This is a genomic window from Pseudomonas sp. B16120, from assembly GCF_044218845.1.
In the GTDB taxonomy this organism is placed as follows: Bacteria; Pseudomonadota; Gammaproteobacteria; order Pseudomonadales; family Pseudomonadaceae; genus Aquipseudomonas; species Aquipseudomonas paracarnis.
Window position 1 is genome coordinate 2,029,925 of record NZ_CP162588.1, and the last position, 15,094, is coordinate 2,045,018.

Genomic DNA, 15,094 nt, shown 5'->3' on the forward strand with positions numbered 1-15,094 from the left:
TTGCCATGCTTTGTTGAACAGATATCTGTGCGAACACCTTGCTAACGGCCGCCGTGGGATTAAGCTGGGCGCCGTTTTTGCCTATCGGAGTGCCCCATGTCCCGTCGTTTGCCGTTGATTCTGCTGCTTATTGCCTTGCCGTTATGGCTGGCCGCCAGTTATGCCGCACGCTACGGCTTCATGGAGGATGGGCAGTGGGTTGGCATCTGTGCTGATGAGGCCAGTCGCTGGGAATGCCAGGTGCGTTCGAACCTGGGTTTGATGATCCATTTCAAGCTGCTGGGGTGGGCGGCGTTGATCACCTCGGTGCTGGGCTTTTTTGTACCGGGGCGTGCGGGATGGGCGTTGGCGGTGGTGGGCTTGGTGTTCGGGTTGCCGGCGCTGGCGTTGTACAACACGACGTTTGCGGTGTTTGCGGTGGTGATTGCGGGGTTGCGGTTGGTCAGGAAGCCGCGCGGCGCCTGATGTGGCCTCAGCGCAGGCAAGCCAGCTCCCACATTTGACCGTGCTCACAGATAGAAATGTGTGAACCCAATCAACTGTAGGAGCTGGCTTGCCTGCGATAGCGGTGTTACGCCTTGCGCACTCGCAAGCAACGCCACAAAGCCGCAACCATCAGCACGCTGACCACTGCCCAACCCCAGGCCTGCTGGTTCAACAGCCCTTCACGGTACAACTGCGGCGCAACGCCGGCACCGATGATAAAGGCCAGCAACGCAATCTCCCGACGTGGTCCGGTCACCGGGCGTACCAGGTACACCAGGGCCGGCAACACCAGCGCCGCGCTTGGGAAGCTGCGATAGCGCGGGTCAAACACCAGCGCTAGCATCATCACCGCACCGGCAAACCCGGCGATTGCCATCAGCCAGCCCGCGCGTTGCTCCAGCCAGCTGAACCCGCGCTCACGCCAGCCTTCCCGTGCGCTGAGGGCGAGTGCGGCGTGGGCCAGCACCAGCAAGTTCAACATCACCAGCAAGCCTGCCCATACCCATTCATCGCTGAAGCGCGCGGTAACGCGGGTCAGTTCGACCCAACTGCCGATGGAGCACGCTGCGACGGCCCCTAGCAACGGCAGTATTAATGCAGAGCGAGTGCTGCGAACGCGGCCGCCGAGCACCAGGGTGCCAAGCAGGATGAGCCCGCCGACGCCCAGCCACAGCCGCCAGTAGGGCACATTGGTCACCGGGCCGGCGAGGATACCTTTGTCCTGACGGTCTGCATCGAACAGCCCCCAGTAACCACCCACAGCCCCTTCACTCGCACGTTTCCATGGCTGGTCAAAGGCTTCGATCAGGTTGTAGCGCCAGCCATTGGCTTCGGCCATGGCCACGAAGCCGCGCATGAACCTGGCCTCATTGACCCGGCTGGGCACGGCGGTTTCGCGCTGTCGGCCTTCGCTGGGCCAGCCGGTTTCGCCGATCACGATGTCCTTGGGCGCGAATTTATGGCCGAAGGTCTGGCGCACATCGCCCACGTGCTTGAGCGCCTGGTCGATGCCGGACGGCTCATCTTCCCAATACGGCAACAGGTGAATGGTCAGGAAGTCCACCGCCGGCTCGATTTCCGGGTGTTGCAACCAGAACTCCCAGACATCGGCATAGGTGACGGGCTGCTTGATCTGGCTTTTAACCTGATGGATCAGCGCCACCAGTTGCTTGGCAGTAACTTCCTTGCGCAGCAGGGCTTCGTTGCCGACGATCACCGAGGTCACTACATCCGGGCTAGCGTTGGCCGCCGCGATCAACTCGTTGATCTCTTTTTCGGTCGCCACAGGGTCGCTGCTGACCCAGGCCCCGGCCATCACTTTCAACCCATGCTTGCGCGCCATGTCCGGCAGGGCCTCCAGGCCGGTCATGGAATAGGTGCGAATGCATTCAAAGCGCGTAGCCAGTAGCGCCAGGTCGGCGTCCATGCGCTCGGGGCGCAGCGTGAACGGTTGGTCGAATGGGGACTGGTCTTTGTCGAACGGTGTGTAGGACGCACATTGCAGCTTATGGCTGGCGCTGGCGACGTCTGGCAACACCACGGGCCGGCCGAGGCCGTACCAGTAGCCGACAAGGGCAAGCGCGCCGAGGATCAAGGCGAAGAAATAGGGCAGGGCAGGGAAGCGGGCAGTCGCGGGCATGGTCGGCTTATCTGGGGGAGCAAAGGCGCGCATCTTACCCGGATTTGCCGCAGCCCAGTGCGGCTGCATAATTTTGACATGCAAACTTCGGGCGGGATTCTGGCGATAACGCCTACAAAGCGTCCTGCTGGCGATGTGATGTCGTTTCCTGCTCAACCAAGGTCGCTGACAGAGCAGGGCAAATGCCTACGCAGGTTGAAGATAAAACTGTCAGTACTCCACTGATGCCTCAGCAACCGGATCGATGCGCGTGAAGGGGGCGCGGTGCACCCTATAACAACAGTTTGACGTCGCTCGGCATCCGTCGGGCGCAGCACTTTCGGGGAAGTACTATGAAGATGCGACGACTCTTGGGCGCAGCTGCCACTCTGGTAGTTGCGATGGGCTCCACACTGGCCAGTGCCGACAGCAAGACCCTGAGCATCGGCTACGTGGACGGCTGGTCCGACAGCGTGGCCACCACTCATGTGGCGGCAGAGGTGATCAAGCAAAAACTCGGCTACGACGTAAAACTGCAAGCGGTTGCCACCGGGATCATGTGGCAGGGCGTTGCCACTGGCAAACTCGATGCCATGCTCTCCGCCTGGCTGCCGGTGACCCACGGGGAATACTGGACCAAGAACAAGGACAAGGTGGTCGACTACGGCCCCAACTTCAAGGACGCCAAGATCGGCCTGATCGTGCCGGAGTACGTCAAGGCCAAGTCCATCGAAGACCTCAAGACCGACACCACCTTCAAGAACAAGATCGTCGGCATCGACGCCGGTTCAGGCGTAATGCTCAAGACCGACGAAGCCATCAAGCAATATGGCTTGGACTACAAACTGCAAGCCAGCTCGGGTGCGGCGATGATTGCCGAACTGACCCGCGCCGAAGACAAGCAGGAGTCGATTGCGGTCACCGGTTGGGTACCACACTGGATGTTCGCCAAGTGGAAACTGCGTTTCCTGGACGACCCAAAAGGGATTTATGGTGCTGCTGAAACCGTCAACAGCATCGGCAGCAAGGGCCTGGAGAAGAAAGCGCCGCAAGTCGCAGCCTTCCTGAAGAAATTCCAGTGGGCCTCCAAGGATGAAATCGGTGAAGTCATGCTGGCGATTCAAGAAGGCGCCAAGCCGGACGCCGCGGCCAAGGACTGGGTAGCCAAGCACCCCGAGCGCGTTGCCGAATGGACCGCTAAATAAAAGCCACCGATGCAACCCGGTGGGAGGGGGCTTGCTCCCGAAAGCGGTGTGCCAGTCACAGATTTTTGACTGGCACACCGCTTTCGGGAGCAAGCCCCCTCCCACATTCGTTTTGCACTGACTCAAATCTTCCTGCGCCCCAGCAATCCCTCGCTACACTCGATCTACTACTAAGGTCGTCTGGAACCCATTGCGCAGCCGCATACAGTGGATACGTTCCAAAATAATAAAAAGCTGTGCTGCGAGGATAAAAACAATGAACGACAGCATTTACCTCTCGATTCAAAACAGCCCGCGTTTCAAGGAGCTGGTCAGGAAAAGGGAAAGGTTCGCCTGGATTCTTTCGGCGATCATGCTAGGGCTTTACTCCGCTTTCATCCTGTTGATCGCCTACGGGCCACAAGTGCTGGGGGCCAAGATCAGCCCCGGTTCCTCGATTACCTGGGGCATCCCCCTGGGCGTCGGGCTGATTGTGTCGGCCTTCATTCTCACCGGCATCTACGTGCGTCGGGCCAACGGCGAATTTGACGACCTGAACAATGCGATTCTCAAGGAGGCTGCGCAATGATCCGGCGTCTATTGGCTCTATTCGGTGCTTCGCTCTTGGCTCCGGCCGTTTGGGCGGCGGACGCATTGACCGGTGAAGTGCACAAGCAACCGCTGAACATCTCGGCCATTGTGATGTTCGTCGCGTTTGTCGGCGCCACCTTGTGCATCACTTATTGGGCGTCCAAGCGCAACAAGTCGGCGGCGGACTACTATGCGGCGGGCGGCAAGATCACCGGTTTCCAGAACGGTCTGGCGATTGCCGGTGACTACATGTCGGCGGCGTCCTTCCTGGGGATTTCCGCGCTGGTGTTCACCTCCGGCTACGACGGCTTGATCTACTCGATCGGCTTCCTTGTGGGCTGGCCGATCATTCTGTTCCTGATCGCCGAGCGCTTGCGTAACCTGGGCAAGTACACCTTTGCCGACGTGGCGTCCTATCGCCTGGGGCAAACCCAGATCCGCAGCCTGTCGGCCTGTGGCTCGCTGGTGGTGGTGGCGTTCTACCTGATCGCGCAGATGGTTGGCGCGGGCAAGCTGATCCAGCTGCTGTTTGGCCTTGATTACCATGTGGCGGTGATCCTGGTGGGTATCCTGATGTGCATGTACGTGCTGTTCGGCGGCATGTTGGCGACCACCTGGGTGCAGATCATCAAGGCGGTGCTGTTGCTGTCCGGTGCCTCGTTCATGGCGCTGATGGTGATGAAACACGTCAACTTCGATTTCAACATGCTGTTCTCCGAGGCGATCAAGGTTCACCCCAAAGGTGAGGCGATCATGAGCCCCGGCGGCCTGGTGAAAGACCCGATCTCGGCATTCTCCCTGGGCCTGGCACTGATGTTCGGTACCGCTGGCCTGCCGCACATCCTGATGCGCTTCTTCACGGTAAGCGACGCCAAGGAAGCGCGTAAGAGCGTGCTGTACGCAACCGGCTTCATCGGCTACTTCTATATCCTGACCTTTATCATCGGCTTCGGCGCGATCCTTTTGGTCAGCACCAACCCGGCGTTCAAGGATGCAGCGGGCGCCTTGCTCGGCGGTAACAACATGGCGGCGGTGCACCTGGCCAACGCGGTGGGTGGCAGTATCTTCCTGGGCTTCATCTCGGCCGTGGCGTTTGCCACCATCCTGGCGGTGGTTGCCGGCTTGACCCTGGCGGGTGCTTCGGCGGTGTCCCATGACCTGTATGCCAGCGTGATCAAGAAGGGCAAGGCCAACGAGAAAGATGAGATTCGCGTGTCGAAGATCACTACCGTAGCCTTGGGTGTATTGGCCATCGGCCTGGGTATCCTGTTCGAAAGCCAGAACATCGCGTTCATGGTCGGCCTGGCGTTCTCCATCGCCGCCAGCTGTAACTTCCCGGTGCTGCTGCTTTCCATGTACTGGAAAAACCTCACCACCCGTGGTGCCATGATTGGCGGCTGGCTGGGCTTGATCAGCGCCGTGGGCCTGATGATCCTCGGTCCGACCATCTGGGTGTCGATCCTGCACCATGAAAAGGCGATCTTCCCGTACGAGTACCCGGCGCTGTTCTCGATGATCATCGCGTTCGTCGGCATCTGGTTCTTCTCCATCACTGACAAGTCGGCGGCGGCAGAGAAAGAGCGTGCGCTGTACTTCCCGCAGTTCGTGCGTTCGCAGACTGGCCTGGGGGCGAGTGGGGCGGTTAATCACTAAGTCGTCAGTTGCATAAGAGATACCCCGGTCGCAAGGCCGGGGTATTTTTTTGCCTGGGCTGGCCTCATCGCGGGCAAGCCCGGCTCCCACACTGGGTCGTGTCCTTTTGTTGGAATGCGGTCCAATGTGGGAGCTGGCTTGCCTGCGATGACGGTAGATCAGGCCACACCAACAAAAACGGCCTCCACTAAGGGAGGCCGTTCTCAATGCAGCTAAGCAGTTGAATGCTTACTTGCGGTCTTCCAGCTTGGTGATGTCACGCGACTCGTAGCCGGTGTACAGCTGGCGCGGGCGGCCAATCTTGTACGGGCTGGAGAGCATTTCTTTCCAGTGGGAGATCCAGCCCACGGTCCGCGCCAGGGCGAAGATCACGGTGAACATGCTGGTTGGAATGCCGATCGCCTTGAGGATGATCCCCGAGTAGAAGTCGACGTTCGGGTACAGAGAACGTTCGATGAAGTACGGGTCGGTCAGGGCGATCTCTTCCAGGCGCATGGCCAGTTCGAGTTGCGGATCGTTCTTGATGCCCAGTTCCTTCAACACTTCGTCGCAGGTCTGCTTCATGACAGTAGCGCGCGGGTCGCGGTTCTTGTAGACCCGGTGACCGAAGCCCATCAACTTGAACGGATCGTTCTTGTCCTTGGCCTTGGCGATGAAGGTGTCGATGTTGGACACATCGCCGATTTCATCGAGCATGGTCAATACGGCTTCGTTCGCACCGCCGTGGGCAGGGCCCCACAGTGCGGCGATACCGGCGGCAATACAGGCGAACGGGTTGGCACCCGAAGAGCCCGCCAGGCGCACGGTAGAGGTGGAAGCGTTCTGCTCGTGGTCGGCGTGGAGGATGAAGATCCGGTCCATGGCCTTGGCGAGCACCGGGCTGATCGGTTTGATCTCGCACGGGGTGTTGAACATCATGTGCAGGAAGTTTTCCGCGTACGTCAGGTCGTTGCGCGGGTACATCATGGGTTGGCCCATGGAGTACTTGTAAACCATTGCGGCCAGGGTAGGCATCTTGGCAACCAGGCGGATCGCGGAAATTTCGCGATGCTGCGGGTTATTGATGTCCAGGGAGTCGTGATAGAAGGCCGACAGGGCGCCTACTACACCGCACATGACGGCCATCGGGTGGGCGTCGCGACGGAAGCCGTTGAAGAAGGTCTTCAACTGCTCGTGAACCATGGTGTGGTTCTTCACGGTGCTGACGAACTGGGCTTTCTGCTCGGCTGTTGGCAATTCGCCATTTAGCAGCAGGTAGCAGGTTTCCAGGTAGTCCGACTTTTCAGCCAGTTGCTCGATCGGGTAGCCGCGATGAAGCAGAATGCCATTGTCACCATCGATATAGGTGATCTTCGACTCGCAGGAAGCGGTCGACATGAAGCCTGGGTCGAAAGTAAAACGGCCCGTGGCCGTCAGGCCCCGTACGTCGATAACATCGGGACCAACGGTGCCGGTTAAAATGGGCAGCTCGACGGGGGCTGCGCCCTCGATGATCAACTGCGCTTTTTTGTCAGCCATGTGGCCTCCTATTTATGCTTCAAATCATCAGACAGACCCCCCACGCAGGGCCCGCACCACTATATTGATATAAATCCAGATGTCAATTTGCCTAAAGTCTTGCGCCAGAAGGCTTTAACCGTACTTTTTCGTCGAAATTGACTGCCATTTACGCCTTTTATCCCGCCAGCGCAATCAGCTATTAGGGTGAGGTGTGCGCGTTGTCATTAGTAACCTAACTGTCTATACTCGGCCACCGACCGCCAAGGGCTTTTGGGCTTGCTTTCATTGGGGGTCGCACTCCCTGGGTGGTGCTTACCTGACCAGTCGCACTCCCCAACAACTTTGCCCTGATTGTTAGGGGCTCTTCAGTGTGAAAAAAAGCCGTGAATAGCCAACGACCTGTAAACCTAGACCTAAGGACCATCAAACTCCCCATCACCGGCGTTACGTCGTTCCTGCACCGTGTTTCCGGCATCATCCTGTTCCTGGGCTTGGGCATCATGCTTTATGCATTGAGCAAATCCCTGGGTTCCGAGGAAGGATACGCCGAGGTGAAGGCATGCTTGACCAGCCCGCTGGCCAAGTTCGTAGCATGGGGCCTCCTGTCCTCTCTTCTGTATCACCTGGTAGCCGGTGTGCGCCACTTGATCATGGACATGGGCATCGGTGAGACGCTGGAAGGCGGCCGCCTGGGCTCGAAAATCATCGTCGCCATTTCCGTGGTGCTGATCGTTCTGGCAGGAGTTTGGATATGGTAACCAGCGTAACGAATCTGTCGCGTTCGGGCCTCTATGACTGGATGGCACAGCGTGTGTCTGCGGTCGTTCTCGCGGCTTATTTCATTTTCCTGATCGGATACCTCGTCGCAAATCCGGGCATCGGCTATGAGCAATGGCACGGCCTGTTTTCCCACAATGCGATGCGAATCTTCAGTCTGCTGGCCCTTGTAGCCCTGGGCGCTCACGCCTGGGTTGGCATGTGGACCATCGCGACTGACTACCTGACGCCGATGGCGCTGGGCAAGTCCGCGACTGCAGTACGTTTCCTCTTCCAGGCAGTATGCGGCGTCGCGATGTTCGCTTACTTCGTCTGGGGTGTGCAGATTCTTTGGGGTATCTGATTCATGGCTAACATTCCAACTATTTCATTCGACGCCATCATTATTGGTGGCGGCGGTGCTGGCATGCGCGCTGCGCTGCAGCTGGCCCAGGGCGGTCACAAGACTGCCGTGATCACCAAGGTGTTCCCGACGCGTTCCCACACCGTATCGGCCCAGGGTGGTATCACCTGCGCCATCGCCTCCGCCGACCCGAACGATGACTGGCGCTGGCACATGTACGATACCGTCAAGGGTTCCGACTATATCGGTGACCAGGACGCTATCGAATACATGTGTCAGGAAGGCCCGGCCGCGGTGTTCGAGCTGGACCACATGGGTCTGCCGTTCTCCCGTACCGAGCAAGGCCGTATCTACCAGCGTCCATTCGGTGGCCAGTCCAAGGATTACGGTAAAGGCGGCCAAGCTGCCCGTACTTGCGCTGCGTCCGACCGTACCGGTCACGCGCTGCTGCATACCCTTTACCAAGGCAACCTGAAAGCCGGTACCACGTTCCTGAACGAGTACTACGCTGTTGATCTGGTGAAGAACGGCAAGGGCGAGTTCGTCGGTGTGATCGCCATCTGCATCGAAACCGGTGAAACCACCTACATCCGCGCCAAGGCGACTGTGCTGGCGACCGGTGGTGCAGGTCGTATCTACGCTTCTACCACCAATGCCCTGATCAACACCGGTGACGGCGTCGGCATGGCCCTGCGTGCTGGCGTACCGGTACAAGACATCGAAATGTGGCAGTTCCACCCGACCGGCATCGCCGGCGCCGGTGTACTGGTGACCGAAGGTTGCCGTGGTGAAGGTGGTTACCTGATCAACAAGCACGGCGAGCGTTTCATGGAGCGTTATGCTCCGAACGCCAAAGACTTGGCTGGCCGTGACGTTGTGGCTCGTTCGATGGTTAAAGAGATCATCGCCGGTAACGGCTGTGGCCCGAATGGCGACCACGTACTGCTCAAGCTCGATCACCTGGGCGAAGAAGTGCTGCACAGCCGCCTGCCTGGTATCTGCGAGCTGTCCAAGACCTTCGCCCACGTTGACCCGGTAGTTGCTCCGGTTCCGGTGGTTCCAACTTGCCACTATATGATGGGCGGCGTGCCGACCAACATTCATGGTCAGGCAATCACCCAGAACGCCGACGGCCAGGACGAGATCATCCATGGTCTGTTCGCAGTAGGTGAAGTGGCTTGCGTATCGGTTCACGGTGCCAACCGCCTGGGCGGCAACTCGCTGCTCGACCTGGTGGTATTCGGCCGTGCGGCCGGCCTGCACCTTGAGAAGGCGCTGACTGACGGCATCGAATACGATGACGCCACCGACGCCAACATCGAAGCGGCCCTGGCGCGTCTGAACGCTCTGAACGAGCGCACAGATGGCGAAGACGTAGCAACCCTGCGTCGCGAGCTGCAAAGCTGCATGCAGAACTACTTCGGTGTGTTCCGTACCGGCGAATACATGCAGAAGGGCATCGCCCAGCTGGCTGACCTGCGCAAGCGCATCGCCAACGTCAAGATCAACGATAAGAGCCAGGCGTTCAACACTGCTCGTATCGAAGCCCTTGAGCTGCAAAACCTGCTGGAAGTGGCTGAAGCGACGGCGATTGCCGCCGAGGTTCGTAAAGAATCCCGTGGTGCTCACGCTCGTGAAGACTTTGAAGATCGCGACGACGAAAACTGGTTGTGCCACACCCTGTACTTCCCGGGTGACAAGCGCGTAACCAAGCGTGCCGTGAACTTCTCGCCGAAGACGGTGCCGACGTTTGAACCGAAGATTCGGACTTACTAAGGGTGGCTGCCATGTTGAAAGTCAGTGTTTATCGCTACAACCCTGATCAGGACGCCGCGCCGTTCATGCAGGAGTTCCAGGTCGATACCGGTGGTAAAGACCTGATGGTGCTGGATGTACTGGCACTGATCAAAGAGCAGGACGAGGGTTTCTCCTATCGTCGCTCTTGCCGTGAAGGTGTGTGCGGTTCCGACGGCATGAACATCAACGGCAAAAACGGCCTGGCGTGCATCACGCCGCTGTCCGCCGTGGTCAAAGGCAACAAGCTGATTGTTCGTCCACTGCCAGGTTTGCCGGTTATCCGTGACCTGGTCGTCGATATGAGCATCTTCTACAAGCAATACGAGAAAGTTAAGCCGTTCCTGCAGAACGACACGCCGGCTCCGGCCATCGAGCGTCTGCAGTCCCCGGAAGAACGTGAAAAACTCGATGGCCTGTACGAGTGCATCCTGTGCGCTTGCTGCTCGACATCCTGCCCGTCCTTCTGGTGGAACCCGGACAAGTTCCTGGGTCCAGCTGCGCTGCTGCAAGCCTACCGCTTCCTGGCAGACAGCCGTGATACCAAGACGTCCGAGCGTCTGGCTTCGCTGGATGACCCGTTCAGCGTATTCCGCTGCCGCGGGATCATGAACTGCGTCAACGTATGTCCTAAAGGCCTGAACCCGACTAAGGCCATTGGTCACATCCGTAACATGCTGCTGCAGAGCGGCGTGTAACTGACGTTGTAGTAAAAGCAGGACCGTTGTGCCCGTAAATGCTGCGGCGCAGGCTTCAACCGGCGCCGTAGTTTTAACTTGAGCAGCGACTTACAAAGCCGCGGCTCTTATTTTGAAGAAATGAGACAAGCAGGGGCATTCGGGTTGGTACCCGAACTATCAGCGTGATCCTAAGTGGCTTGTTTTGGTCGCTGCACTTGGCCTTTTGCAAGCAAACTCGGTGTTTTCGCCGGTGGTGTCCCCAAATCGAGGGTGACCAAGCATGCAAGAAAGCGTGATGCAGCGCATGTGGAACAGCGGCTATCTTTCAGGTGGTAACGCTGCCTATGTGGAAGAGCTTTATGAGCTCTACCTGCACGACCCTAACGCTGTGCCAGAAGAATGGCGCACCAAATTTCAGACGTTGTCTTCAGACGGCAACGCTGCCACCGATGTATCGCACGCAACAATTCGCGATCAGTTCGTGCTGCTGGCAAAGAACCAGCGCCGCGCCCAACCGGTTTCCGCCGGCAGCGTGAGCAGTGAGCATGAGAAGAAGCAAGTTGAAGTACTGCGACTGATCCAGGCCTACCGTATGCGTGGCCACCAGGCAGCCCAGCTTGACCCGCTGGGGCTGTGGCAGCGTCCTGCACCTGCAGACCTGTCGATCAATCATTACGGCTTGACCAATGCCGATCTTGATACGACCTTCCGTGCCGGCGACCTGTTCATCGGCAAAGAGGAAGCGAGCCTACGCGAAATTCACGAAGCGTTGCAGCAGACATATTGCCGCACCATCGGCGCTGAATTTACGCACATCACCGATTCCGAGCAGCGCCAGTGGTTCCAGCACCGCCTGGAAGGCGTGCGTGGCCGTCCGGTATTGTCCGCCGATGTGCGCGGCCACCTGCTGGAGCGCGTGACCGCGGCCGAAGGCCTCGAGAAATACCTGGGCACCAAATACCCAGGCACCAAACGTTTCGGCCTGGAAGGCGGCGAAAGCCTGATTCCGATGCTCGACGAACTGATCCAGCGTTCCGGTTCCTATGGCACCAAGGAAATCGTGATCGGCATGGCTCACCGTGGTCGCCTGAACGTGTTGGTCAACACCTTCGGCAAGAACCCGCGTGAGCTGTTCGACGAGTTCGAAGGCAAGAAGAAGGTCGAGCTGGGTTCCGGTGACGTTAAATACCACCAGGGCTTCTCGTCCAACGTGATGACCACCGGCGGTGAAGTTCACCTGGCCATGGCATTCAACCCCTCCCACCTGGAAATCGTTTCGCCAGTGGTCGAGGGTTCGGTACGTGCTCGCCAGGATCGTCGTAACGATTCCACCGGTGAGAAGGTTCTGCCGATTTCCATCCACGGTGACGCGGCATTCGCCGGTCAAGGCGTGGTCCTGGAAACGTTCCAGATGTCGCAGACTCGCGGCTTCAAGACCGGTGGTACCGTTCACATCGTCATCAACAACCAGGTGGGCTTCACCATCAGCAACCCGTTGGACGCGCGTTCCACCGAGTACGCCACCGACGTTGCCAAGATGATCCAGGCGCCGATCCTCCATGTGAATGGCGATGATCCGGAAGCCGTGCTGTTCGTGACCCAACTGGCTGTCGACTACCGCATGCAGTTCAAGCGTGACGTGGTCATCGACCTGGTTTGCTACCGCCGTCGCGGTCACAACGAAGCGGACGAGCCAAGCGGCACCCAGCCGTTGATGTACCAGCAGATCACCAAGCAGCGCACCACCCGTGAGCTGTACGCCGAAAGCCTGACCAAGGCCGGCGTGGTTGACGATGCGCGTGTTCAGGCGAAAGTCGACGAATACCGCAACGCGCTGGACAACGGCCTGCATGTAGTGAAAAGCCTGGTCAAGGAGCCGAACAAAGAGCTGTTCGTTGACTGGCGCCCATACCTGGGTCACACCTGGACTGCACGTCACGATACCTCGTTCGATTTGAAGACGTTGCAGGAACTGTCCGCCAAGCTGCTGGAAATTCCCGAAGGCTTCGTCGTACAGCGCCAGGTTGCGAAGATCTACGAAGACCGTCAGAAGATGCAAGCCGGTGGCCTGCCGATCAACTGGGGTTACGCCGAAACCATGGCGTACGCGACCCTGGCGTTCGAAGGTCACCCGATCCGCATGACCGGCCAGGACATCGGCCGCGGTACGTTCTCGCACCGTCATGCTGTATTGCACAACCAGAAAGACGCGGGCACCTACATCCCGTTGCAGAACCTGTACGAAGGCCAGCCACGTTTCGACCTGTACGATTCGTTCCTGTCCGAAGAAGCCGTACTGGCGTTCGAATACGGTTACTCGACCACCACGCCGAACGCGCTGGTGATCTGGGAAGCCCAGTTCGGCGACTTCGCCAACGGTGCCCAGGTGGTTATCGACCAGTTCATCACCAGCGGCGAGCACAAGTGGGGCCGTCTGTGCGGTCTGACCATGCTGCTGCCACACGGTTATGAAGGTCAGGGCCCTGAGCACTCCTCGGCCCGTCTGGAGCGTTACCTGCAATTGTGCGCCGAGCACAACATTCAGGTGTGCGTGCCGACGACCCCGGCGCAGATCTACCACTTGCTGCGTCGCCAGGTGATCCGTCCGCTGCGCAAGCCGCTGGTGGTACTGACGCCGAAGTCGCTGTTGCGTCACAAGCTGGCCGTTTCGACCCTGGAAGATCTGGCCCAAGGTTCGTTCCAGACCGTGATTCCAGAGATCGATACGCTGGACGCCGCCAAGGTCACTCGCCTGATCCTGTGCAGCGGCAAGGTCTACTACGATCTGTTGGAAAAACGCCGTGCCGAAGGCCGCGAAGACATCGCCATCGTGCGTATCGAGCAGCTTTATCCGTTCCCGGAAGATGACCTCATGGAGATCATCGCGCCTTACACCAACCTCACGAACGTAGTGTGGTGTCAGGAAGAACCGATGAACCAGGGCGCCTGGTACAGCAGCCAGCATCATCTGCGTCGCAGCATCGGCAACCACAACAAGGCTTTGGTCCTTGAGTACGCCGGTCGTGATGCTTCTGCTGCACCTGCCTGTGGTTACGCGTCGATGCACGCCGAGCAGCAGGAAAAACTGCTGCAAGATGCTTTCACTGTTTAACGCCTTCGCGCTGACTGAAACCGAATTTTAAGGACCTACAGATAATGGCTATCGAAATCAAAGCCCCGTCATTCCCGGAATCGGTTGCCGATGGCACCGTTGCCACCTGGCACAAGAAACCAGGCGAGGCCGTCAAGCGTGACGACCTGATCGTCGACATCGAGACCGACAAAGTCGTTCTGGAAGTGTTGGCCGAAGCTGACGGCGTGCTGGGCGCAATCGTTGCTGAAGAGGGCGCTACCGTTCTGTCGAACCAGGTACTGGGCTCGATCGAAGAGGGCAGCGCTGCTGCCGCTGCTCCTGCTCCTGCCGCTGCTGCACCGGCTGCTTCTGCGCCTGCCGCACCGGCTGCGGGTGGCGAAGATCCAATCGCTGCACCGGCTGCGCGTCAACTGGCTGAGGAAAACGGCATCAACCTGGCTTCCATCAAGGGCACCGGCAAAGATGGCCGTGTGACCAAGGAAGACGTGGTTGCCGCAGTTGAAGCCAAGAAGAACGCTCCGGCTGCCGCACCTGCCAAGGCTGCAGCGCCTGCTGCCGCTGCGCCTGTGTTTGCCGCTGGCGACCGCACCGAGAAGCGCGTACCGATGACTCGTGTACGTGCCACCGTGGCCAAGCGCCTGGTTGAAGCTCAGTCGAACATGGCGATGCTGACCACCTTCAACGAAGTCGACATGACCGAAGTCATGGCCCTGCGTTCGAAGTACAAGGACCTGTTTGAGAAGTCCCACAACGGCGTGCGCCTGGGCTTCATGTCGTTCTTCGTGAAAGCGGCCACCGAAGCGCTGAAGCGCTTCCCGGCAGTCAACGCTTCGATCGACGGCGGCGACATCGTTTACCACGGCTACTCGGATATCGGCGTTGCCGTCTCCAGCGACCGCGGCCTGGTGGTTCCAGTCCTGCGTAACGCCGAGCTGATGAGCCTGGCCGAAATCGAAGGCGGCATCGCTGGCTTCGGCAAGAAAGCCCGTGACGGCAAGCTGACCATCGACGAGATGACCGGCGGTACCTTCACCATCACCAACGGTGGTACCTTCGGTTCGATGATGTCGACGCCGATCGTCAACCCACCGCAGGCCGCGATCCTGGGCATGCACAACATCATCCAGCGTCCGATGGCCATCAACGGCCAAGTCGTGATCCGCCCAATGATGTACCTGGCACTGTCTTACGATCACCGCCTGATCGACGGTAAAGAAGCCGTGACGTTCCTGGTGACCATCAAGAACCTGCTGGAAGACCCGGCTCGCCTGCTCCTGGACATCTGATAGAAGCAGTTGCACGTTGCGAGCTACAAGCTGTAGGAAAAAGCAGCTTGGCTTGCAACGTGTGACTAGAAGCTTGTCGCAAATAGAG

Annotated in this window: 12 protein-coding genes; 10 read left to right on the top strand and 2 right to left on the bottom strand. The window is 58.9% G+C overall.

The annotated features are described in order from the left end of the window. The first annotated feature begins 96 nt into the window (after window positions 1–96). On the top strand, window positions 97–465 hold the full coding sequence (locus AB4P90_RS09700) for a hypothetical protein (RefSeq protein ID WP_014717724.1): 369 nt from the start codon (window positions 97–99) through the stop codon (window positions 463–465). A 106-nt stretch (window positions 466–571) separates the two neighbouring features. Here AB4P90_RS09700 and AB4P90_RS09705 read toward each other — a convergent pair whose 3' ends face one another. Continuing rightward, window positions 572–2,125, bottom strand: coding sequence for a glycosyl hydrolase family 17 protein (locus tag AB4P90_RS09705; protein ID WP_395605840.1), 1,554 nt, complete (start codon window positions 2,123–2,125; stop codon window positions 572–574). Between the two features lie 332 nt (window positions 2,126–2,457). On the opposite strand from AB4P90_RS09705, the gene AB4P90_RS09710 reads away from it, so the two are divergent. The 3 genes from AB4P90_RS09710 (at window position 2,458) to AB4P90_RS09720 (ending at window position 5,532) form a co-directional block, all read left to right on the top strand. After that, complete coding sequence (locus tag AB4P90_RS09710; RefSeq protein WP_122300467.1) at window positions 2,458–3,309, top strand: glycine betaine ABC transporter substrate-binding protein; 852 nt, start codon at window positions 2,458–2,460, stop codon at window positions 3,307–3,309. Window positions 3,310–3,565: 256 nt separating this feature from the next. Continuing rightward, window positions 3,566–3,877 carry a DUF485 domain-containing protein gene (locus AB4P90_RS09715; protein WP_003190001.1) on the top strand — a complete coding sequence of 104 codons (312 nt, stop codon included), beginning with the start codon at window positions 3,566–3,568 and terminating at the stop codon, window positions 3,875–3,877. Further along, window positions 3,874–5,532 carry a cation acetate symporter gene (locus AB4P90_RS09720; RefSeq protein WP_003190002.1) on the top strand — a complete coding sequence of 553 codons (1,659 nt, stop codon included), beginning with the start codon at window positions 3,874–3,876 and terminating at the stop codon, window positions 5,530–5,532. Before AB4P90_RS09715 ends, AB4P90_RS09720 begins: the two co-directional genes overlap by 4 nt. A gap of 228 nt (window positions 5,533–5,760) precedes the next feature. On the opposite strand, the gene gltA is transcribed toward AB4P90_RS09720, so the two are convergent. Beyond that, complete coding sequence (gltA, locus tag AB4P90_RS09725) at window positions 5,761–7,050, bottom strand: citrate synthase (protein WP_014717728.1); 1,290 nt, start codon at window positions 7,048–7,050, stop codon at window positions 5,761–5,763. A gap of 365 nt (window positions 7,051–7,415) precedes the next feature. On the opposite strand from gltA, the gene sdhC reads away from it, so the two are divergent. From sdhC to odhB, 6 genes are all read left to right on the top strand, one after another. Continuing rightward, on the top strand, window positions 7,416–7,790 hold the full coding sequence (gene sdhC, locus AB4P90_RS09730; protein ID WP_014717729.1) for a succinate dehydrogenase, cytochrome b556 subunit: 375 nt from the start codon (window positions 7,416–7,418) through the stop codon (window positions 7,788–7,790). Next, window positions 7,784–8,152 carry a succinate dehydrogenase, hydrophobic membrane anchor protein gene (gene sdhD, locus AB4P90_RS09735; RefSeq protein ID WP_003172805.1) on the top strand — a complete coding sequence of 123 codons (369 nt, stop codon included), beginning with the start codon at window positions 7,784–7,786 and terminating at the stop codon, window positions 8,150–8,152. The genes sdhC and sdhD overlap by 7 nt, the downstream gene beginning before the upstream one ends. A gap of 3 nt (window positions 8,153–8,155) precedes the next feature. Continuing rightward, window positions 8,156–9,928, top strand: coding sequence for a succinate dehydrogenase flavoprotein subunit (sdhA, locus tag AB4P90_RS09740; RefSeq protein ID WP_014717730.1), 1,773 nt, complete (start codon window positions 8,156–8,158; stop codon window positions 9,926–9,928). A gap of 11 nt (window positions 9,929–9,939) precedes the next feature. Further along, window positions 9,940–10,644 carry a succinate dehydrogenase iron-sulfur subunit gene (locus AB4P90_RS09745; RefSeq protein WP_003172807.1) on the top strand — a complete coding sequence of 235 codons (705 nt, stop codon included), beginning with the start codon at window positions 9,940–9,942 and terminating at the stop codon, window positions 10,642–10,644. Between the two features lie 262 nt (window positions 10,645–10,906). After that, entirely contained in the window at window positions 10,907–13,738 is a 2,832-nt protein-coding gene (locus tag AB4P90_RS09750) for a 2-oxoglutarate dehydrogenase E1 component (protein WP_014717731.1), read from the top strand. A 44-nt stretch (window positions 13,739–13,782) separates the two neighbouring features. After that, the gene (odhB, locus tag AB4P90_RS09755; protein WP_014717732.1) at window positions 13,783–15,006 is read left to right on the top strand and encodes a 2-oxoglutarate dehydrogenase complex dihydrolipoyllysine-residue succinyltransferase; all 1,224 of its coding nucleotides are present in this window, start codon (window positions 13,783–13,785) and stop codon (window positions 15,004–15,006) included. Window positions 15,007–15,094: the final 88 nt, after the last annotated feature.

Bases quoted from the DNA above. Each gene is read 5' to 3' on its own strand.
- AB4P90_RS09700 (WP_014717724.1), top strand. From the start codon at position 97: ATGTCCCGTCGTTTGCCGTTGATTCTGCTGCTTATTGCCTTGCCGTTA.
- AB4P90_RS09705 (WP_395605840.1), bottom strand. From the start codon at position 2,125: ATGCCCGCGACTGCCCGCTTCCCTGCCCTGCCCTATTTCTTCGCCTTG.
- AB4P90_RS09710 (WP_122300467.1), top strand. From the start codon at position 2,458: ATGAAGATGCGACGACTCTTGGGCGCAGCTGCCACTCTGGTAGTTGCG.
- AB4P90_RS09715 (WP_003190001.1), top strand. From the start codon at position 3,566: ATGAACGACAGCATTTACCTCTCGATTCAAAACAGCCCGCGTTTCAAG.
- AB4P90_RS09720 (WP_003190002.1), top strand. From the start codon at position 3,874: ATGATCCGGCGTCTATTGGCTCTATTCGGTGCTTCGCTCTTGGCTCCG.
- gltA (WP_014717728.1), bottom strand. From the start codon at position 7,050: ATGGCTGACAAAAAAGCGCAGTTGATCATCGAGGGCGCAGCCCCCGTC.
- sdhD (WP_003172805.1), top strand. From the start codon at position 7,784: ATGGTAACCAGCGTAACGAATCTGTCGCGTTCGGGCCTCTATGACTGG.
- sdhA (WP_014717730.1), top strand. From the start codon at position 8,156: ATGGCTAACATTCCAACTATTTCATTCGACGCCATCATTATTGGTGGC.
- AB4P90_RS09745 (WP_003172807.1), top strand. From the start codon at position 9,940: ATGTTGAAAGTCAGTGTTTATCGCTACAACCCTGATCAGGACGCCGCG.
- AB4P90_RS09750 (WP_014717731.1), top strand. From the start codon at position 10,907: ATGCAAGAAAGCGTGATGCAGCGCATGTGGAACAGCGGCTATCTTTCA.
- odhB (WP_014717732.1), top strand. From the start codon at position 13,783: ATGGCTATCGAAATCAAAGCCCCGTCATTCCCGGAATCGGTTGCCGAT.